The sequence below is a fragment of the Oscillospiraceae bacterium NTUH-002-81 genome, assembly GCA_032620915.1.
In the GTDB taxonomy this organism is placed as follows: domain Bacteria; phylum Bacillota; class Clostridia; order Lachnospirales; family Lachnospiraceae; genus JAGTTR01.
On record CP136052.1, the window covers coordinates 2673617 to 2693397 of the forward strand.

General features: G+C 53.1%; 19 protein-coding genes. 4 read left to right on the top strand and 15 right to left on the bottom strand.

The annotated features are described in order from the left end of the window. Positions 1-69: 69 nt before the first annotated feature. The 5 genes from RJD28_13260 to RJD28_13280 form a co-directional block, all read right to left on the bottom strand. Positions 70-924 carry an Rpn family recombination-promoting nuclease/putative transposase gene (locus tag RJD28_13260; GenBank protein WNV57240.1) on the bottom strand — a complete coding sequence of 285 codons (855 nt, stop codon included), beginning with the start codon at positions 922-924 and terminating at the stop codon, positions 70-72. A gap of 363 nt (positions 925-1287) precedes the next feature. Continuing rightward, positions 1288-2022, bottom strand: a complete 735-nt coding sequence (locus RJD28_13265; protein WNV57241.1) for an amidohydrolase family protein — start codon at positions 2020-2022, stop codon at positions 1288-1290. A gap of 356 nt (positions 2023-2378) precedes the next feature. Beyond that, positions 2379-2894, bottom strand: a complete 516-nt coding sequence (locus RJD28_13270; protein WNV57242.1) for an ECF transporter S component — start codon at positions 2892-2894, stop codon at positions 2379-2381. Positions 2895-3026: 132 nt separating this feature from the next. Then, entirely contained in the window at positions 3027-4310 is a 1284-nt protein-coding gene (locus tag RJD28_13275; protein WNV57243.1) for an aminotransferase class I/II-fold pyridoxal phosphate-dependent enzyme, read from the bottom strand. 158 nt (positions 4311-4468) lie between these two features. Further along, positions 4469-4591 (bottom strand): hypothetical protein, encoded by a 123-nt coding sequence (locus RJD28_13280; protein WNV57244.1) that lies wholly within the window; start codon positions 4589-4591, stop codon positions 4469-4471. 36 nt (positions 4592-4627) lie between these two features. Between RJD28_13280 and RJD28_13285 the strand changes: the two genes are divergently transcribed. Next, on the top strand, positions 4628-5050 hold the full coding sequence (locus tag RJD28_13285) for a hypothetical protein (protein ID WNV57245.1): 423 nt from the start codon (positions 4628-4630) through the stop codon (positions 5048-5050). A 69-nt stretch (positions 5051-5119) separates the two neighbouring features. On the opposite strand, the gene RJD28_13290 is transcribed toward RJD28_13285, so the two are convergent. The 6 genes from RJD28_13290 to nth form a co-directional block, all read right to left on the bottom strand. Beyond that, on the bottom strand, positions 5120-6484 hold the full coding sequence (locus tag RJD28_13290; protein WNV57246.1) for an MATE family efflux transporter: 1365 nt from the start codon (positions 6482-6484) through the stop codon (positions 5120-5122). 325 nt (positions 6485-6809) lie between these two features. Beyond that, entirely contained in the window at positions 6810-7715 is a 906-nt protein-coding gene (locus RJD28_13295) for a radical SAM protein (protein ID WNV57247.1), read from the bottom strand. Continuing rightward, on the bottom strand, positions 7715-9220 hold the full coding sequence (locus RJD28_13300) for a glycosyltransferase family 39 protein (GenBank protein WNV57248.1): 1506 nt from the start codon (positions 9218-9220) through the stop codon (positions 7715-7717). Before RJD28_13300 ends, RJD28_13295 begins: the two co-directional genes overlap by 1 nt. A 10-nt stretch (positions 9221-9230) precedes the next feature. Next, positions 9231-9893 carry a YkgJ family cysteine cluster protein gene (locus RJD28_13305; GenBank protein ID WNV57249.1) on the bottom strand — a complete coding sequence of 221 codons (663 nt, stop codon included), beginning with the start codon at positions 9891-9893 and terminating at the stop codon, positions 9231-9233. 3 nt (positions 9894-9896) lie between these two features. Beyond that, a complete protein-coding gene (locus RJD28_13310; GenBank protein WNV57250.1) occupies positions 9897-11549 on the bottom strand; it encodes an RsmB/NOP family class I SAM-dependent RNA methyltransferase in 1653 nt (550 codons plus the stop codon). Between the two features lie 2 nt (positions 11550-11551). Then, positions 11552-12187 (bottom strand): endonuclease III, encoded by a 636-nt coding sequence (nth, locus tag RJD28_13315; GenBank protein WNV57251.1) that lies wholly within the window; start codon positions 12185-12187, stop codon positions 11552-11554. A 551-nt stretch (positions 12188-12738) separates the two neighbouring features. Between nth and RJD28_13320 the strand changes: the two genes are divergently transcribed. After that, on the top strand, positions 12739-14448 hold the full coding sequence (locus RJD28_13320) for an ammonium transporter (protein ID WNV57252.1): 1710 nt from the start codon (positions 12739-12741) through the stop codon (positions 14446-14448). Between the two features lie 58 nt (positions 14449-14506). Here the strand turns inward: RJD28_13320 and RJD28_13325 are convergent, their stop codons facing one another. The 4 genes from RJD28_13325 to RJD28_13340 form a co-directional block, all read right to left on the bottom strand. After that, a complete protein-coding gene (locus RJD28_13325) occupies positions 14507-14932 on the bottom strand; it encodes an EAL domain-containing protein (protein ID WNV57253.1) in 426 nt (141 codons plus the stop codon). Continuing rightward, positions 14856-16502, bottom strand: coding sequence for an EAL domain-containing protein (locus RJD28_13330; protein ID WNV57254.1), 1647 nt, complete (start codon positions 16500-16502; stop codon positions 14856-14858). The genes RJD28_13325 and RJD28_13330 overlap by 77 nt, the downstream gene beginning before the upstream one ends. Next, positions 16462-17244, bottom strand: a complete 783-nt coding sequence (locus RJD28_13335; GenBank protein WNV57255.1) for a GGDEF domain-containing protein — start codon at positions 17242-17244, stop codon at positions 16462-16464. Before RJD28_13335 ends, RJD28_13330 begins: the two co-directional genes overlap by 41 nt. A 98-nt stretch (positions 17245-17342) precedes the next feature. After that, positions 17343-17777 carry a hypothetical protein gene (locus RJD28_13340; GenBank protein ID WNV57256.1) on the bottom strand — a complete coding sequence of 145 codons (435 nt, stop codon included), beginning with the start codon at positions 17775-17777 and terminating at the stop codon, positions 17343-17345. 240 nt (positions 17778-18017) lie between these two features. On the opposite strand from RJD28_13340, the gene RJD28_13345 reads away from it, so the two are divergent. Both RJD28_13345 and RJD28_13350 read left to right on the top strand, forming a co-directional pair. Next, positions 18018-18674, top strand: a complete 657-nt coding sequence (locus RJD28_13345; GenBank protein ID WNV57257.1) for a DUF6198 family protein — start codon at positions 18018-18020, stop codon at positions 18672-18674. A 227-nt stretch (positions 18675-18901) separates the two neighbouring features. Next, positions 18902-19774 carry a phosphoribosylaminoimidazolesuccinocarboxamide synthase gene (locus RJD28_13350; protein ID WNV57258.1) on the top strand — a complete coding sequence of 291 codons (873 nt, stop codon included), beginning with the start codon at positions 18902-18904 and terminating at the stop codon, positions 19772-19774. The last annotated feature ends 7 nt before the right edge of the window (positions 19775-19781 follow it).

Sequence of the window (19781 nt, forward strand, 5' to 3'; positions counted from 1 at the left end):
ATAGAAAAAGCTGCCCTCGGGCATCCGTACCGGATGTCAAAGGACAGCTTTCTTTATATCTGTCTTCATCTATAATATGTCAAATTCCTGATACAGCTCTTTGCGGTATTCTTCATTCGAGACAGCCTTTTTCAGATCCTCCATCCGTCCGGCATCCATCAGTGCTTCACAGAGACGCCCCAGACGCTCCTCGCCCATTTGAACTCCTTTTTCCGTATAACCGATCACCTGAGAATTGTAATCCAGAATCGCTTTCTGCCGCGCTTCATACTCCAGACGCTTCTGCTCATCTGCGCTGAGCTTTTTCAGAACTCCGTAGGCCTCTCCTATGTAACCATCTTTCTCTGCCATTTTTTCAAAGTCCTCCTTCTTCTGCGCCGAAAGAAACCGCATCCACTGGATGATCATTGGCTCCTTCAACTGCTCCGGCGGAAGTTTCTTCAGTTCCAGCACATAAATTTCCAAAAGATCGGTATACTTCTTTTTCGTCTGCAGATCACAGAGCGCAATCTCACGGAAACAGATCTGATCCTCTGGAAAATGAATAAAGTTCAGAATACTCACATGTATGCATCTCTTCATTTCCCCGTAGTTTTCGCCTGCTTTGATCTGCTCCGTATACATTCTGCTCAGATAAAAGAGAATCCGTCTCTCCCAAAACGCAAATGGAACTACCTGCATTTCCAGATCAATCTGAGAGCCGTCCTTCATCCGGATCCGCACATCCAAAATACCATATTTCCCCTCTTCTGTTTCTTTTTCCAAAATCGTCGGCAATAATTCTGTGCTTCCAATTTCTGATGGATCTCTGTTCAGAATCGCTGCCAGAAACCCTTTTCTCACTGTCGGATATGCCAGCAGCTCTTTGAAACAATAATCTACCATCGGGGACATGAGGAAATCATCCGCCATTTTCTCACTCATAAAATTCTCCTTTCTTTCTCACACAAAACAGCAAAGAAACAGAGAATTTTTCTGCATTTATTTTAGCACAGTTATCTGTGTTTGAGAAGAAGCTTCTTTCCCGCCGCTCTGTATAAAATCTCATTCTGTTCGTTTGAAGTATCGCCTGATACAGGCATAGAAATATAAGAATCAGGTATTCACCTGAAAAGATACAGACATCATACCACAGCATTCCCGGGATTACAACTACATAAATTGAAAATTTATCCCGCGATGTGCTTCTACCCGAATACATTTCACAGGATAACATTTTCTGTAAAAAAGAAGCCTACGCAGAGTTTTCCTGAAATCTCCCGTAAGCTTCTTCTATATTTCTAGCAATTACATATTTCCAAATAATTTTTTCACATTATTGTAGAACACATCTTCCTGAGCCGCTTCCGGCAGTCCGCAGGTCAGTACCTTCTGGATCTCCACAGACGGATGATGGAACGGGAAATCAGTACCGAACATGATCCGGTCAGCACCCACCTCCTCATAAGCCTGCTTGATCTTGACACCCATGGGCATGCCGGACATTTCCAGATAAATGTTGGGATGGCGCTTTGCCATCTTGATAGCGGCATCGATGTATACGCCGTGTCCATGACCCATGTGGATCATCACCACTTTTACCTTTGGAAAACGCTCTGCCAGCAGCGCGATACTCCAGGGCAGGGAATACGGGGGATGACCGGAGTGGATAAACACCGGGATGCCGCGCTTTTCGGCTTCTTCCATCACCGGGTCTACCATCTCATCGTCTGCCACGAACGCATGGCGCAGCGGGTTCATCTTGATGCCCTTGAACCCCTCCTGATCCACATAACGCTCAATCTTCCGGCGACATTCTTCCGCCCCTTCCGTGGGATTGACGTACACCAGCGGCCAGAACCGGTCAGGATGCTGCCGCCAGGCCTCCAGCACACCTTCGTTTCCGTTGTGATCCTTCGCACACAGAACCGTTTTCTCGATCTCATATTCATCCATAAAGGACAGCAGCACGTCCGGCGTACCTTCCACGCCTGCCCAGCTGCCGAATTGCCCGATATGGGCATGTGCATCTATTTTCTTCATAAATATTTCTCCTTCACCTGCTGCGCAGGCCGTTCGCTCGATGATGGCGCAAGCATATTATGATACCCTTCGAATTGCTCCGTGCTTCGCACTCCCGCAATTCTTTCTACGCTCCGCTTCGGTCGGCGCTAAACATGTGCCACCGGCACATAGCGCCCACCATTCGCATATCGTGAAGCTGCCGCTTCCTCTTTATGCTCATGTTGGGGCGTGTCCAAAAGTCTTTCACCCACCTACCCAATCTCACGAACCCGCGCTGTCGCGCTTCACCGCCTGCTCCGCAGGCCGTTCGCTCGATGATGGCGCAAGAAAAGGAAATGCCGTCTTCGACGTCGCTCCCTTTTCTTTTGCGCGCATCACATCTGTCTCAGGCGGTTGAGTACCTTGGAGGACTGCAGGATGGTGATCACGACAGACGCAATGATGATCCCGATGACGGTCTGCGCGGTGATGGTCGGTGTGGTTGCCAGTGCTGCTGCGGGGCTTAACAGGATGATCTTGGCAATGGTGTAGCCCAGGATCTGGCAGATGCCGCCCACAATAGCGCCGATGAGCCAGTTGCCGTTCTTATCCGGCAGTACTTTCTCCACGATGGTTCCCATGACAAAGGCCATGACGCCTTTGATGAGAAACGTGGGCACGACCCACATGAAAAATCCGCCCAGCAGGTCAGACATGGCTGCGCCGACAGCTGCTGCCGCTGTGCCATGCTTTCTTCCCAGCACCATCACACCGATAAAAATCGCACAGTCACCCAAGTGGGTGTATCCGCCGGTGATCGCATTGGGAATCTTGAACGTGTATGTACATACAAAAATGATTGCCGCCATCATTGCGGTCTTGGTAAGCTGTTTCATAGACTGATCCATCATAAACACTCCTTCTGTTTTTCGTTTGTCCAACTATACTTCATATAGTGGCTTTTTGAAATATCCAGTTTTGTGTTTTTTATAAAGGCCAGTTTGAAAAATCGCATGCACCGCATGGACGCTGTTCTCTGTTTTTTATGCTTCCAGCAGCTTGTCCACGCTGACCAGCTTCACACAAAGTGCAAACAGATCTGCGGCCTGTGCCATTTCCTCCGGTGTGGGGAAGGACGGCGCGATACGGATGTTGCTGTCTTTCGGATCCTTTCCGTAAGGGAAGGTAGCGCCTGCACCGGTCATGACCACACCGGCCTCCTTGCATTTTGCCACGATGGCCTTTGCGCAGCCCGGGAGCGCGTCAAAGGAAATAAAGTAGCCTCCCAGCGGCTTTGTCCACTCGCCGATGCCAAGGCCGCCCAGCTCTTTTTCCAGAATATCTGTCACTGCCTCGAATTTCGGACGCAGGATAGCTGCCTGCTTGCTCATATGTTTCTTCATGCCCTCGATATCGCCGAAGAAACGCACATGGCGCAGCTGGTTGAGTTTGTCGTGGCCGATGGTCTGAATGGTCATCTGCTTGCGGATCTCGCTTAAGTTTGCCTCCGATGCTGCCAGCGCAGCGATACCGGAGCCGGGGAAGGTTACCTTGGATGTGGAAGAGAATTTATAAACCATATCCGGGTTGCCGGCCTTGGCACATTCTGCCAGAATCTCCGGCTGCTCCACCTGGTTGTCGTCGTATAAATGATGAATACAGTAGGCATTGTCCCAGTAAATCCGGATATCCTCTGCCGCAGGCTTCAGATTGGCAAAACGGCGGATGGTCTCATCGGAATAGGAATAGCCCTGGGGATTGGAATATTTCGGCACACACCAGATGCCCTTGACGGATGCATCCTCTGCCACCAGTTTTTCCACCAGATCCATATCCGGGCCTTCCGGGGACATGGGCACGTTGATCATCTCGATGCCAAAATGCTCGGTGATGGCAAAGTGCCGGTCATAGCCGGGCACCGGGCAGAGGAACTTCACCTGATCCAGCTTGCACCAGGGTGTGCTTCCCAATACGCCATGGGTCACAGACCGGGATACGGTGTCGTACATGATATTCAGGCTGGAATTGCCGTACACGATCACCTGCTCCGGCGCTACCTCCATCATATCTGCCATCAGCTTTTTGGCCTCCGGAATACCGTCCAGAACGCCGTAATTGCGGCAGTCCAGTCCCGCTTCTGTCTTCAGGACACTCTCGCTGGTGAGGACATCCATGATTCCCATGGAAAGGTCAAGCTGTGCTGCAGACGGCTTTCCTCTGGACATATCCAGCTTCAGGCCCTTGCCCTTGGCATCCTCATACTGCTTCTCCAGCTCCTTCTTTAACTGCTGCAATTCTTCCTTCGTTCTCTGTGCGTACCCGGTCATCTTGTTACCTCCTGTAAAAAAAATCTAATTTGTTTTTCATTTTAGTATATTAGTATAATTTGTTTTTCTTTGCAAGTGGGAATACTACGGGCAGAGATTTAAAAAGTAAAGAAAGGTGCTGCCTGTGGTTCGATATGGTTTTGTTCTGTTCTGCCTTTTTACCGGTATTTGCCGCTTCGTTTTACAATCACATGCATATCGTAATCTCTGGCCATCCAGTCACGGCCCGAGAGCGACTGACAGCGGCTCCCTTCCGTGCGCGATCCATCGGCTGCGCGCATCCAACGTTCCGGCCTTCCCCCTGGGGACTTTGTTTCGTGGCCGCTGCTGATTATTTTTTAATCTTTGAAAAAAATGACCCGCTGGGGCTTCTTTTGGCATGGACACCGATGGCTATTTACCGGTACGGCATTTTTCTGTACTGCATGGCCCGGCTGTGCTGGCGCAGCAAATTTCACGGCCGCATTATGTATGCTCCCGGCCTGCTCTTCTGGATTCTGTTCTCCATGATCTGTCCGCCGGTCGCTTACCTGTATATGACTCTGGTGGATTTTTTTGCAAAAAAGCAGCAGAAAGCATTTGCCCTGGGGCTTTTCTTTCTGCTGCTCTGTGATCTGTGTGTGGTTTTGTCTTTTCTTGGACTGGAAGTTTGCCGTCCACTGATCTGGATATTCTATATTCCGGCACTGGTGTTGCTCACTTACGCAGATACTTCCCGTAGTTGCATCCATGATACCTGAGAATAAGTTCTTTCCAACCGACACCAAACACCTGTCACTGTCCAATCATGCCGATATCTTGGTACGTTTTCAGGCATTCTGCCCGGGCAGATGCCGCAGCACCTTCCGGTACAGCAGGCCGCCCACCACTGCCGCCGCGATCTCCGCCAGCGGGAAGGTGACCCAGATGCCGTTTAATCCGGCAATGCGCACCATGATGGGCGCCAGGATCGGGATGACCGTCATCTGCCGGAGCAGGGAAATGGTCAGGGAATATTTGCCGATGCCCAGTGCCTCAAAGGTTCCGGCCAGCACCACGCCCACCGAGGAAATGATAAAGCCGGTGCTGATGATACGCAGGCAGGCGGTGCTGATGGTCAGCAGCTCTCCCTGGGCATGGAAGAAGGACAGGATGAAGCCGGGCACTGCCAGAAACAGCACGGTTCCCACAGTCATGATGACACCCACCACCAGAAGACCGGTGCGCACCGTCTCATTCATCCGCTTGTAATTGCGGGCGCCATAGTTGTAACCCACGATGGGACGCAGTGCCTGCACCAGACCGCTGGACGGCTGGTAAACAAACGTCTGCAATTTATAGTACAGGCCAAAGGCCGCCACGCCCACCTGGGAAGCTGATGTCAGGATGCCGTTGAGCACGCTGACAAGGATAGACGGCATGCACATCACCAGGGTGGACGGGATGGCAATTTTATAAATATTTCCCATGATAATGCCGTTGAACCGCATATATTCCAGCCGCACCTTTACCTGGGAACCACCTCTCCGATACAGCATCACAATGAGTACCAGGGACACGATCTGGCCGATGACCGTGGCGATGGCGGCCCCGGCCACCCCCATTTTCGGGCAGCCAAATTTTCCGAAGATCATAATGGGGTCAAGGATGATATTTACCACAGCCCCCACCAGCTGACAGCCCATGGGCACGTACATAATGCCCTCTGCCTGGAAGATCTTTTCCAGAACCAGGTAGATCAGTGTGCCGAAGGAGGCACACATAACGATCCGTCCGTAGGTGGTGCTCATGCCGAGAATCTCGGCATCTTTTGTATACATGGCAAGATAGGGCTTTGCCAGAAACAGGCCAATAAGCACGAACCCGACAAAATGCAACAGCACCGCCAGCATGGCCTGGCTGGCCACCTCGTCTGCCTCCTCTCCCCGTCCGGCGCCCACCGCCCGGGAAATGAGGGAGTTCATGCCGACACCCACGCCCACCGCCACAGACAGGATGATATTCTGTAACGGAAAAACAAGGGATACCGCCGTCAGGGCCTTTTCTCCCATGGCAGATACGTACATGCTGTCCACAATGTTATACATGGATGTGGTAAACATGGAAATCATCGGCGGCACTGCCATGGTCAGCAACAATCTCATCACCGGCTTCGTCCCCATGGGATTCGCCGCAGGTTTCTTTTCTTCTGTCATTCTTATTTCCTTTCTTTTCAAACATAAAAAGGACCATATACCCGCTGTTTTTCTCAGAAACAACAAAATATATAGTCCCGTTGGACACGTACATGCAATTACCGCTTAGTATCGTAGCACAACGCCAATTCCCGTGTCAAGCGTTTTATTTTACAGTTCACTCGTATGTTCTTGTGTCCAGATTCCATGCTTGCATGAAAATCTGGATGCATGAACATGCGAAGGGAGCGCCTTATAATGAGCAAAAATGAGCTGCGAAGCAGCAGAAAGCATCGAAGATGCGATTTTGCGAATGGCGCGTGTGAACTGTAACATTCCATCTTTCCTACACACCTTCTAAATCAAACGGCGGAATAAAGCTTTCCTCGGCGGTATCTCCTTCCTGGATAAATCCATTTTCCACCCCAAGCAGCACCGCGTAGTCCACCAACGTGTCATATTCATCCGCCGAAAGCTTCCTTCCCAACTCGGGAAATGTTTTTTCGATGCCCGGCATGGGCGTGTACTGGTTCATGATGCTCAAAAATATCTGCTCGCCATACGTCTCATGGAGATAGGCCAGCACCGACATGGAATCCGACAGCTGCCCCGGCAGGGCCAGATGACGCACGATAACGCCCCGCTTCATCATTCCGGCTTCATCAAAGACGGCCTCCCCAGTCTGCCGCACCATTTCCGCCAGCGCTTCCTTTGCCCGGTCGGGATAGTCCGGCGCCTGACTGTAACGCGCCGCCAGCGCCGGATCCATATATTTGAAGTCCGGCAGGTAAATATCCACCAGTCCGTCCAGCAGCCGCAGTGCCTCCGGATACTCATACCCGCCGGTGTTGTACACGATGGGCAGATCCAGTCCGCTGTCCCGTGCCTCTTGGAGCACCGGCGCCAGCGCCGGAAGGTAATGGGAGGGCGTCACCAGATTGATGTTGTCCGCCCCCTGTTTTTTCAGAGAAAAGAAAATCTCCAGAAGCCGCTCCGGGGAAATGTCTTTGCCCGCCCTTCCATCGGAAATATCCCGGTTCTGGCAGAAGACGCAGCCCAGATTACAGCCGGAGAAAAACACCGCGCCGGAACCGTTTTCCCCGGAAACGCACGGCTCTTCCCAGTAATGCAGCGCCGCCCGGGCCACCCGCAGCGTTTCCGTTACGCCGCAGCGCCCCCGCTGTCCCTGACTTCGTTTTGCCCCGCAGTCTCTCGGACAGAGACAGCAGGAAGAAAATGTCCTTATCTCCATCACAGCGCCCCCAGCAGCACGAACATGGCCGCAGATACGCAGGCCCACACGCCGGAGATCCAAAGCAGCGCCCGGCTCCAGGCCCCATGGCCGTCCGCTTCCCGCTCCTGCCCCCAGATGCAGGCAAAAAACAGGCCGGTGAACAGCAGCAGCAGAATGTATCGCACATTCATCGTGCAGATATGGGGATATTCCAGACAAAATTGAAAATAGGACAGCAGATACACTGCAGATCCCAGCAGCAGGAACCATTTTTCCATAGTTAAATGATGCCGGTACGTCACGATGCTGCGGACAATGGCGTAAGCTGCCAGCGCCACCAGCCCCACATTCATCCAGAACAATACCGTCCCGGCGATGGTGAGCCCTCTGCTTTCCTGATAAAAATCCGTCTGTCCAAAGATGGCCGTCTTCAAAAGCCCCAGAAATACATTGAATTCCCGGTAGGTGCCCGCCTCCTCGAACTGCACATCCAGATGAGCGAACTGATACGGGGAAAAATCAAAGAACCGCTTCAACACCGGAATATTGCCGATGAACTGGGGATCGTCCAGCTTTAGTTTTTCCGCATAATTCAGCGGTACGCCGAACAGAAGCTTGTTGCGCAGCGGCGCCCACAGCCCCAGAGGAAATACCACCAGACCAAAGGGGATAAACTGGCCGAAATACCGTTTCCAGTTTTTCCGCTCCCGCCACAGCTTCACAAGAAAAACCACCGCCACCGCCGGAGCCACCAGCCCGGCAGAGACTTTCGCCATCATGGCACAGCCTATCATCACCGCCAGAATGAGGATATTTTTCAGGGAACTGTCCCGATACCAGCGGATGGTGTAAAGCACCGCCCCCATCATGAAAAACAGCGCCAGCTCGTCGTTGTTCACACTGCCGGAGAGCAGCACCAGCGTGGGATGAAAGGCGATGAGCAGAAGCCCCGCGTACAGCGCTTTCCCTTTTACTTCGAATTCTTTCAAAATCAGATAGGCAAACAGCAGAATGCCCATGGAATAAAACACCGTCAGCAGCTGGATATTTTCAATGGCCAGCTCCAGCTCCACGCCCAGCTTCACATTCAGCTTCACCCACAGTGCCGCAATGGCATGGTGCAGCGGCGGATGGGAAAAGCTCCAGGCCGTCCGGGTGTCAAAATCCGGCAGATGGTGATTGTAATACAGATAACCGATGTAGCCCAGATGGCCCATGGGATAGTCAAAAATCAGCGTATCCTGCTGCCGCATATAGCAGCTTGTATAAAAAATATAATCAAGCTTCAGGCAGAGGCTGGCCACAAAAATGCCGTCCACCGCCCGTGCCTCTGTCCACCGCTTTTTCCCGGTGAGCACCGCAGCCCACACCAGTAAGACAGCAAACAGGAAAAGACAGGGTCTGGTGCCGTAGCTGCCGCCCAGCAGACCGTTGAGCAGCCGGAACAGCTCCCAGCCCCCCAGCACCGCGACAAACAGCAAGGCCAGCATCAGCACACCGTCCCGTTCAAAACTTTTTTTCATCTATTCTTCCTCACTCTCCGAACAGTCGGTTTACCGTCTGGATCCGGGCATCCACCTGTCCGTAAAAATCCCGGGCCCCGTCATAGGGCGTCAGGAAAAATAACCGCAGCAGATACAGGTTCATCTGCTTTTGCTCCTCCTCATTTCCCGAAGCCAGCAGCTCCCCCATCCGTTTCAGGAAAAAATGCCACATACAGACGAACCGCTCATAGGCGGCCACATCCGGCACATCCAGCCATTTCTTCACCTTTACCTTCGTGCGGTTCTCTTTTTTACACTCATCGGTCTGTAAAAAATACCGGAAAGATTCCTCTTCGTACACCCGCCCCAGGGGAAACAGCCGACAGATGCCCGGCCGGTACGGATGCACCGAACAGCGGCCCTCTTCATTTAAAAAGGCACAGGCTTCCTCCGCTCCCGCCATTTTCAGGTTGGGCAGGATCAGACCGTCCACCACGTGCAGCTCCAGCGCCCGGGACAATACTTCCTCCGGCGGCAGGGAAAGCCCCTGACAGAGCCGGTGCATGTCCAGCGGATCCAGCACGATACTGTTTCCCATGCCCCGGCAGCAGGCAGAACAGCCCGCGCAGTCGTTGCAGCCCGCTTTCACCAGGTCGTTGGCCGTGTACAGCTTTCCATCTGAGATTTCCTGTAAATCAACCTCTCGTATCATCGTTTATCCTCTTTCTTTCCGCAGGCCCTTGGGATAATGATTTTTCACCACATCCCCGGTTCGCTTGCCCCAGCCCAGCGGATAACCGTCCGCCAGCACCAGACACCAGCCATCCGCCCCGGGCGCGTCCGCCGGCAGGCTCTCGCCCCTAAGATACCGCACCGCCCGGTCATCGCCTGCGCAAACTTTTGTGTCACAGCAGCTTTTCGCCTCTTCGGCCCGCAGTGCCTGGGCCAGCGCCTGGGCCGGTTCAAACCGGTTCTTCTTCAATGTTCCCAGTTCCAGTCCCGCCCGCAATACCTTGAGGCCATTCAGATCCACAGCAGACGGCACCAGCCACAGATGATCGCCGAACAGCTCCAGATGGGCGCTGCCTGGCGCACCGGCAAGGGCTGCCTGGATTTGCAAAGTCACTAGCAAGGCCAGTTTTTCTCCATTTGTCTCGATCTGTATCTGCCCTTTCGACGTTTTCTCCATCTCAGAGCACTGATCTTTCGGCTGCGCAGACCGCTTCTCATCTATTGCATTTCCGTTTCGCATCTCCTGTGCCCCATGCATCACAACTTCCGGTTCCACCAGAGCATCCTTCACAAACTGCGAAAACAACAGCCTTGCCTCGTCCAGCGCAGACACGCTCTTGCCGCCTTTGTTTTTCTTCTGCTTCTTTTCCTGGGCCGGGACTTTGCTTTCGTTTCCGGCATCTGTCGATCCAGGCACGCCCAGCAGCGTACTCTCCGGGTATGTGCCGTCCCGCACAAGCACTGCCGCGAAATGGCCCTCGCCCCGCAGCTTATGGGGCCACAATCGGTACGTTTCTACTGTACTTTGCAGCGCATGTTCCACCCATTCCGGATGTCCCGGCGCGAACCAGCCGTCAAAGGGGGCTTTGCGCACCAAATGAAAATCGGGATGCAGCTCCAGAAATGCCCCGATGGTTCCCTCATTTTCCTCCGGTGCAAACGTACATGTGGAGTACACCAGCGTCCCGCCGGGCAGCAGCATCCGGGCCGCCGCTTCCAGAATGCCCTGCTGCCGTTCTGCACAGTGCTTCACATTGTCCGGGCTCCACTGTTCACACGCCTCCGGGTCTTTGCGGAACATGCCCTCGCCGGAGCAGGGAGCGTCCACCACGATCCGGTGAAAGAATGCCGGAAACCGCTCCGCCAGCCGATCCGGCGTCTCGTTGGTCACCACTGCGTGGGCAATGCCCATCCGCTCCACATTCTGAGCCAGGATCTTCGCCCGGGCCGGGTGGATCTCGTTGGACACCAGCAGACCCACGCTCTTCATGTCCGAGGCAAGATGGGTCGTCTTGCCGCCGGGAGCCGCACACAGGTCCAGCACCCGCTCCCCGGGTCTTGCTCCTGCCAGCTCTCCCACCGCCATGGCGCTGGGCTCCTGCATATAGTAAAGTCCCGCCTCGTGGTACACATGCCGACCAGGCCGGTCTTCCTTTCCATAATAAAAGCCGTTTCTCGTCCAGGGCACCCGTTCCAGAGAAAAGGGAGCCAGCGAAAGGAAGGCTTCTTTTGAAAGCTTCCCGGTATTCACCCGCAGAGCCTGGGCCTCCGGCTGCTCATAAGCCGCCCGGAAATCCTCATATTCTTCCCCGAGGAGCCGTCTCATCCGCTCCTCAAATGCTTTTGGCAGTTCCATTTCTACACTCCGATCTTCGGACAGATGTCATTCAGACAGCATCTGTCGCAATAGGGCTTCGTCCGGGCCGTGCACACTTCCCTTCCGTGGTACACCAGCCGATGGCAGAAATCGCTGCCCTCCTCCGGCGGGATCAGCTTCCACAGCGCCATCTCCACCTTCTTCGGCTCCTTGATCTGATCCACCAGCCCCATGCGGTTCACCAGACGGATGCAGTGGGTGTCTGTGACGATGGCGGGCTTGCCGAACACATCCCCCATGATCAGGTTGGCACTCTTTCTGCCCACACCGGGCAGCTTTAACAGCGCGTCGAAATCATCCGGCACCTTGCCGCCGTACTGTTCTTTTAAGATTTTCATACAGGCGCTGATGTCTCTGGCCTTGCTTTTGCCCAGCCCGCAGGGCTTCACAATGGCCTCGATCTCCTCCGGCGTTGCTGCCGCCAAGGCATCCACATCCGGGAACTTCTTATATAAATCCTCCACCACCACGTTGACGCGGGCGTCGGTACACTGGGCTGCCAGGCGCACGCTCACCAGAAGCTTCCAGGCTTCGTTGTAATCCAGCGTACATCCCGCATCCGGGTATTCTGCTTTCAGGCGCTCGATGACAGTCAGCGCCATTTCCTTCTTTGTCATAGGTAATCCCCTCGCATCTTTTTCTTCTGTTCCCGTTATTTTACCATAAAACCCTATTCACAGCAATCCAGTTCCCTCCATTTCCCACAGTTCACACGCGCCATTCGCAAAACCGCATCTTTGATGCTCTCCGCTGCGCTGCAGCTCATTTTTGCTCATAACTTGGCGCTCCCTCCGTTGCATTGCATCCGAAAGAAGCTGCCGGTGGCAGGTTCTGTAGGTCTATTCCTGCGAACAAATTTATATGCAAGCATAAAATTTGTCCACAAGAACAGACGGGTGAACTGTTGTACTTATTTTTCGTTATTTTCCTTCCTCTTTTTCGTAAAAGTTGAAAAATTTTCTATTTTCCAGTGAATTTTTTGTTAAATTTTTTCTCCTTTTTTGGTTGACAGAGCAAGATATGATGACTATAATCTGGAAATAAGCAAGGACGCGAGATGATCACTCGGGTCCTTTTTCTTTTTCTATCACGTGATGCTGCCTGTTTTCCTTTCACAGGTAAGGCCGGAAAAAGAATCGCCGAGTTCGAAAATGAGGAGGAAAAAATTATGTATTCATCTGTAGACGTCATCTGGACCCTGTTAGGCGCTGCAATGGTATTCTTCATGCAGGCCGGCTTCGCACTCTGTGAAGCGGGAATGACCCGGGCGAAAAACACCGGCAACATTCTGATGAAAAACCTTATGGATTTCTGTATTGGAACACCCTGTTACTGGCTGGTAGGCTTCGGCATCATGTTCGGAGGCACCGGCGCCCTGATCGGCGGTTTTGATCCGTTCATCCGCGGCACCTACGATTTCGGAACCCTTCCCACCATGTGCTACGTGATTTTCCAGACAGTGTTCTGTGCAACCGCAGCAACCATCGTATCCGGTTCCATGGCAGAGCGTACCAATTTCAAAGCATACTGCGCATACAGTGCACTGATCTCCCTCGTGGTATATCCCATCTCCGGTCACTGGATCTGGGGCGGCGGCTGGCTTTCCGCTCTGGGCTTTCATGATTTTGCAGGAAGCACCGCAGTCCATATGGTAGGCGGCGTGACCGCCTGCATCGGCGCCAAGATGCTTGGACCCCGTATTGGAAAATATGGAAAAGACGGCAGAGCCCGTGCGATTCCCGGACACAACCTGACTGCAGCAGCCCTGGGTGTCTTCATCCTCTGGTTCTGCTGGTTCGGTTTCAACGGCTGCAGCACCGTTGCCATGAGCTCTGATGCAGATATGGTCAGTGCCAGCCAGATTTTCATGAACACCAACATGGCAGCAGCTATTGCTACCTGCACCGTTATGATCTTTACCTGGATCCGCTATAAGAAACCCGATGTTTCCATGTCCTTAAACGGTTCCCTGGCAGGTCTGGTGGCCATCACCGCAGGCTGCGATATGGTATCCGTTACCGGCGCCTTTTTCATTGGTCTCATCGCAGGTATTGCCATTGTCCTTTCCGTAGAGTTCTTTGATAACAAAGCAAAAATCGACGATCCGGTGGGCGCCATCTCCGTACATGGCGTATGTGGTGCCCTGGGTACTATCCTCACCGGCTTCTTCGCCCTGGACGGCGGCGTGTTCTACGGCGGCGGTTTCCATTTCCTGGGCGTTCAGATTTTAGGTGTGGTTTCCGTTATCGCATGGGTACTCGTAAGCATGAACATCATTTTCCGCGTCATCGACAAGGTCATCGGCCTTCGTGTACCGGCTGATGTGGAGATCGACGGCCTGGATTACCATGAGCACGGTCTTGTCAGCGCTTACTCCGGTTTCTCCATTACAGACGTGGCAACCGGCATGGAAGTCAACGACAACACCGATCTGGGCGAGAGCGAATACGCAAGAGCTTCCCAGAAACAACGTGAAGCTGCTGTCAGCGTGACCCGCACCGAGTCCATCGGCGGCACCGCAACCGGCATGTACAAGGTATCCATCATTGCCAAGCATTCCCGTTATGACAAGCTGAAAAATGCCCTCAATGAACTGGGCGTTACCGGCATGACCGTCACACAGGTGATGGGCTGCGGCATCCAGAAGGGCGCAGGCGAGAAATATCGTGGTGCTGAGCTGGATGTGAACGTTCTGCCGAAGATGAAGATCGAGGTCATCGTCGGAAACATCCCGGTGGAAAAAGTCATCGAGACAGCCAAGAAAGCCCTCTACACCGGCCACATCGGCGACGGCAAGATTTTCGTATACGATGTACAGAAGGTGGTAAAGGTTCGTACCGGAGAGGAAGATCTGGACGCACTGAAAGATGTCGAGTAAACAAACGCATTTCTTCCATAGAAAAAGAGGAGCACGCCCGCAAAGCTGCTCCTCTTTTTTACTTTTCTATGATCTTCTCGTATTCCGCTGCCGGAATGGGCTTGGAAAACCAGTAGCCCTGCCCCAGATCACATCCGGCCTGCCGCAGAAACTCTGCCTGTTCTTTCGTCTCGATGCCCTCACAGATCACCTTGTATTCCAGTCCCTTCATGACACGGATCACCGACTGCAGGAATGTCCTTCCCTTTTCAGAAGCCATACAGTACATGAGAAATGCCTTATCCAGCTTCACCGCATTCACCGGCACATCCACCACCACGTTCAGAATGGAATAGCCGGCGCCGAAATCATCCATGGACGTCTGAAATCCAGCTGCCTGGAAATCCTGAAACATCCGCCGGACATTGTCATAATCGTTGACCGTGGCCGTCTCTGTCAGTTCCACCTCGATGAGTGACGGATCCAGGCCATACCGGTCCAGCACAGCCCGGCATTTTTTCCACCGTGTGGGCGTCCCTGGCGTGAAGGATGGAACCGTTCACCGCGATGGGCAGAAGCTTCCGCCCTTCCTCCCGGCATTTGCTCAGGAACGCTGCCACCTGCTCCAGCACGTAGAAATCCAAATCCACGATCCGGCCGTCCTTTTCCAGCGTGGCAATAAACAGATCCGGCTCCATCAGTGTGCCGTCCTCCCGGTGCCACCGGGACAGCGCCTCCGCTCCGGCAACAGTGTCATCCGACAGACGCACCTTGGGCTGGAAATACACCTCGATCTCATGATTTTTGATGGCCAGCTCAATGCCGTTTAACGTCTGTTTTTCCATCTCATGCTGCTTTGCCAGCTTCTCATCATACAGAAAAGCCATGTGAAGGGAACTGGGCAGGATCTGTTTTCTCGCATAGTTGGCCGCATCAATGGCCGCCGAAGCGCTCTCGCAGCTGGCATCGATCACATAGATACCGCTGCGCACCCGGGCCCGGATCTCGGGATGCCACAGCATCTGCTGCCGGCAGAACTCCCGGTTCACCCGCTCTACCTTTTCCACCAGCGCCGACACCTCGCCGACCGGCTGGAACAGAATGAACTGATCCGACACCACCCGGGAGAAATAGATATCTCCCACATCGGTTTCCTTCATATTTTCCATAACGGCATCACAGAAATCCTTCAACAGCTGGTCACCGCTGCGGTATCCGTACTGCTGGTTAAAATATTTGAAATTTTCAAAATCTGTGTAAATCACGGCATAGGTGTCCGCCAGCTCTCCCACGATCTGCCGCTCCACCTCTTCCTTAAAACGGGAAAAGGAAATGAGGCCGGTGAGGGAATCGTATTCCAGCAGGTTGGATGCCCCCCTGGTCAGGGCATTCATGGACGGATTCTTCGCCATGTGGATGGAAATGAGCTTTGTCACTTCCCCCAGCTGCCGCCGGTTCTTCTCCGACCAGTAGCGCTTCTCCTTGCATACCACGAAGGAAATGGCGCCGGTGTAGCTGCCATCCTGGTACATGGCTGCATAGAGCACCGTCTTGGCATCGCCCTGCATGAGCAGGTTTCTGGCGCCTTCGGAATATCTGTGCATGCTGTCATACTGCAATACCGTCGTGCCATACTCGTCATAGCTGTGGAACAGCGTCAGGAAATCTTCCTTCTGGAAAGATCCCGGCACATCCAGTGCCCCGGGGATCCCCTCCGCACACCACTGGTACTGTTTACCTGCCAGCCTGCCTTTCACATCCGTGCGTACCACTGTGATCCGATCCAGATCGAACTGATAACCGATCACTTTCAGAAGCAGATGGATGGCCAGACTGAAATTGTTCATTTTCTCGAAGATTTCAAAGGCGGTAGATATGATATCGTTGTGCAGGTATCTGGCATCCACATCCTCCACCTTCGCATCATCCAGATTCCATGTCTCATATCTTCTTAAGCAGTCGCAGAATACATACCGGTTGCGTCCGGTTTCCTTGGCTCTGCAAAGCGCCCAGTCTGCATTGCCGAACAACTGCTCATACGTATAACCGGATATATTTTCCGGCAGAAAACACACCCCCTGCACTGCATGTCATATGATACGTTTCTTCCGAAAAACGAAGCCGTCTGGTGGCCTCCACCAGCTCTCCTGCCTTCTTCACCAGCCTGTTGTGGTCAATATCCTTTAAAAGAACCACGAATCCATCTCCACTGACACGCATGATCACATCTCCGGGGCGGAACAGGGACAGCAGAAGCTGTGCAAAGGTCTCCAGCGCCCGGTCCCCAAACAGGTGCCCGTAGCTGTCATTGACACCTTTGAAATAATCAATATCCAGCATCATCAGTCCACAGGAAGCATAAGGATCTTTCTGAGAAAGATAGGTGCTGATCAGCTCCGTTCCGCGGCTGCGGTTGTACAGGCCGGTAAGGGGATCTCTGTGCGCCTGTTCTTCCAGCATCCGTTCCCGTTTGCGTTCCACGGTCACATCCCGGATAATGCCGGTCACAAACCGGTCGTCCAGCAGCTGGGTCTCCACCAGCTTCCGCCGGGTGACACCGTCCTCCACCATGCGCAGCTCCGCCGATTCCTCCCGGCTGCCTTTCAGCAGCTGCGCAAAAATATCCCGGTCCTCCGGATGGATCCAGCTGCGGATCTCCGGGGAATCCTGCCAGTGCAAAACCTCCCGGCAGCAGTTTTCCTGGTCGCTGAAAAATACCATACGATCTTCTTCTTTGTCGTAGGCATACACGTAAATACCGCTTCTGCGCAGCGTCCTGGCAAACGCTCCCACTTCTATTTTATCTGTGCGCTTCATTCGTTGATTCCTCTTTCGGGTTAAGCCTTTTTCCTAATCCCATGTTACCATAACCCCGAAAGACCAGTCAAGGTATTACATATACACGTTCACTGGCATCACAGAAATCGCCTCACGTCCTCTGCCAGCTGCTCCTCCAGCGCCATGAGCCGCCTCGTGATATCCTTCGCCTCCTCGTCCGCCGCCGCATACTGGTTCAGATATTTCCCCAGGGATTTCACGCCCATATTGCAGCCATCCGTCATCAGCCCGGCGATGGTGGCGTCCGACTCGTTCATCACCAGCCGGACATTGGTTTTCATCCAGGACATACCCTTCGCCATGGGGTTCGGCTCCTTGCCGTCATCCCCGTAGGACGCCAGCAGCTCCTCGATCTCCCGCTCCAGTACCCGGTGTTTGTCCTTGCACGCCTCCAAAAGTTTCTTCAGATCTTCATCCTTCACATAGTCCATCACATCGTGGATAGACGCCGTACCCATCTTGATGCCCGCGTCACATTCCCGCAGCAGTTTGATCGTATCCGGTTGAATCATACTGTTTTCCACTCCTTTCCGTATTCAGGAACAGTATGTGTTATTTGGGGAAAAATATGCGTTACAGTTCACAAGAGCAGGTGAAGGGAGCGCCTGGTCATGAGCAAAAATGAGCTACGCTGTTTCTTCTATATAATAAGGAAACAGTATTTCCACGGGTTGTAACATTTTTTCGATTGTAGTATAGTAGGTATCTAAAAAAAGTTCCGCTTTGGCGGAAGAAAGGATTGCATACCTATCATGGAAGAAAACACATCACAAAAGCAACTGACCCACTTTCCCGGCTGGCTGGCACTTGCCATCGCCGTCACCATCAACAGCTTCGGCGTTGTCCTGATGCTGCACTCCAACGCCGGTATTTCCGCCATTTCCAGCGTTCCCTACGCTTTTTCTCTCGTCCTGCCTTTTCTGACCTTAGGCACCTGGACGTATATTTTTCAGGGGCTTCTCGTCCTCAGTCTCATGATCCTTCGGAAAAAATTCGTTCCGTCCTATCTTTTCAGCTTTGTTGTGGGCTTCATCTTCGGCAAACTGCTGGATGTCCATGAGCTGTGGATCGACGTGCTGCCCCAGCGTCTGCCGCTTCTGGTGGTCTATTTTGTCGCCAGCTATCTGCTCATCAGTCTGGGCATCGCCCTGTCCAACCGGTGCGGCCTGCCCATCGTTCCCACGGATCTCTTTCCCAGGGAGCTGTCCCAGATCACCGGCATTCCCTACCCGAAGATCAAAATTTCCTTTGACGTCATCTGCCTGGCCGTCACCGGCGGCATGACCTTCTTCTTTCTCGGTCATTTACAGGGTCTTGGCATCGGCACCGTAGCTGCGGCCTTCACCATGGGCAAAATGGTGGGGATCTTCGGCAACTGGCTGGATCGACATTTTTCGTTTCACTCTTGACAGATACCGGTTGCAAGTGATAGGGTTACTGTAATATCAGCAAAACAGTTCACTCGCATGTTCTTGTGGACAGATTTCATGCTTGCATGGGAATCTGGATACATGAATATGCGAAGGGAGCGCCAATGGTTGAGCAAAAATGAGCTGCAACACAGCGGAGAGTATCGAAGATACGGTTTTGCCAATGGCGCGGGTGAACTGCAATATATACAATATGAGGTGAAAACATGCAGGAATTAAAACCAATCAAAGAAGGTAAAGTACGTGAGATCTATGACAACGGCGACAGCCTGATCATGGTTGCCACTGACCGCATCAGCTGCTTCGATGTGATCCTCCACAATGAGGTGACCAAGAAGGGTGCGGTACTGACCCAGATGTCCAAGTTCTGGTTCGACCTGACGGAGGATATCATCCCGAACCACATGATTTCTGTGGACACAGCCGACATGCCGGAATTCTTCCAGCAGGAGAAGTTCCAGGGCAAGTCCATGATGTGCCGGAAGCTGAACATGCTTCCCATCGAGTGTATCGTCCGCGGCTACATCACCGGAAGCGGCTGGGCCAGCTACCAGAAGAACGGCACTGTATGCGGCATCCGTCTTCCCGAAGGGCTGAAAGAGTCCGACAAGCTTCCTGAACCGATCTACACCCCTTCCACCAAGGCAGAGATCGGCGACCACGACGAGAACATCTCCTTTGAACAGAGCGTGGATCACCTTGAAAAATATTTTCCGGGCAAGGGCTGTGAGCTTGCTGAACAGCTCCGCGACAACACCATTGCCCTCTATAAGAAATGTGCCGAGTACGCCCTGAACAAAGGCATCATCATTGCAGACACCAAGTTCGAGTTCGGTCTGGATGAGAACGGCAACATGGTACTGGGCGATGAGATGCTCACCCCGGACAGCTCCCGTTTCTGGCCTGCTGACGGCTACGAGGCAGGACATTCCCAGCCGTCCTTCGACAAGCAGTTTGCCCGCGACTGGCTCACTGCCAACCCCGACAACGACTGGACACTGCCCCAGGAGATCGTGGACAAGACCATCGCCAAATATCTCCAGGCATACAAGATGCTCACCGGCAAGGATCTGGACTAATTACGCA

Excerpts from the sequence above, each read along its gene's own strand:
- RJD28_13260 (WNV57240.1), bottom strand. The coding sequence starts at position 924 with ATGAGTGAGAAAATGGCGGATGATTTCCTCATGTCCCCGATGGTAGAT.
- RJD28_13265 (WNV57241.1), bottom strand. The coding sequence starts at position 2,022 with ATGAAGAAAATAGATGCACATGCCCATATCGGGCAATTCGGCAGCTGG.
- RJD28_13270 (WNV57242.1), bottom strand. The coding sequence starts at position 2,894 with ATGATGGATCAGTCTATGAAACAGCTTACCAAGACCGCAATGATGGCG.
- RJD28_13275 (WNV57243.1), bottom strand. The coding sequence starts at position 4,310 with ATGACCGGGTACGCACAGAGAACGAAGGAAGAATTGCAGCAGTTAAAG.
- RJD28_13280 (WNV57244.1), bottom strand. The coding sequence starts at position 4,591 with ATGCGCGCAGCCGATGGATCGCGCACGGAAGGGAGCCGCTGTCAGTCG.
- RJD28_13290 (WNV57246.1), bottom strand. The coding sequence starts at position 6,484 with ATGACAGAAGAAAAGAAACCTGCGGCGAATCCCATGGGGACGAAGCCG.
- RJD28_13295 (WNV57247.1), bottom strand. The coding sequence starts at position 7,715 with ATGGAGATAAGGACATTTTCTTCCTGCTGTCTCTGTCCGAGAGACTGC.
- RJD28_13300 (WNV57248.1), bottom strand. The coding sequence starts at position 9,220 with ATGAAAAAAAGTTTTGAACGGGACGGTGTGCTGATGCTGGCCTTGCTG.
- RJD28_13305 (WNV57249.1), bottom strand. The coding sequence starts at position 9,893 with ATGATACGAGAGGTTGATTTACAGGAAATCTCAGATGGAAAGCTGTAC.
- RJD28_13310 (WNV57250.1), bottom strand. The coding sequence starts at position 11,549 with ATGGAACTGCCAAAAGCATTTGAGGAGCGGATGAGACGGCTCCTCGGG.
- nth (WNV57251.1), bottom strand. The coding sequence starts at position 12,187 with ATGACAAAGAAGGAAATGGCGCTGACTGTCATCGAGCGCCTGAAAGCA.
- RJD28_13320 (WNV57252.1), top strand. The coding sequence starts at position 12,739 with ATGTATTCATCTGTAGACGTCATCTGGACCCTGTTAGGCGCTGCAATG.
- RJD28_13335 (WNV57255.1), bottom strand. The coding sequence starts at position 17,244 with ATGAAGCGCACAGATAAAATAGAAGTGGGAGCGTTTGCCAGGACGCTG.
- RJD28_13340 (WNV57256.1), bottom strand. The coding sequence starts at position 17,777 with ATGATTCAACCGGATACGATCAAACTGCTGCGGGAATGTGACGCGGGC.
- RJD28_13345 (WNV57257.1), top strand. The coding sequence starts at position 18,018 with ATGGAAGAAAACACATCACAAAAGCAACTGACCCACTTTCCCGGCTGG.
- RJD28_13350 (WNV57258.1), top strand. The coding sequence starts at position 18,902 with ATGCAGGAATTAAAACCAATCAAAGAAGGTAAAGTACGTGAGATCTAT.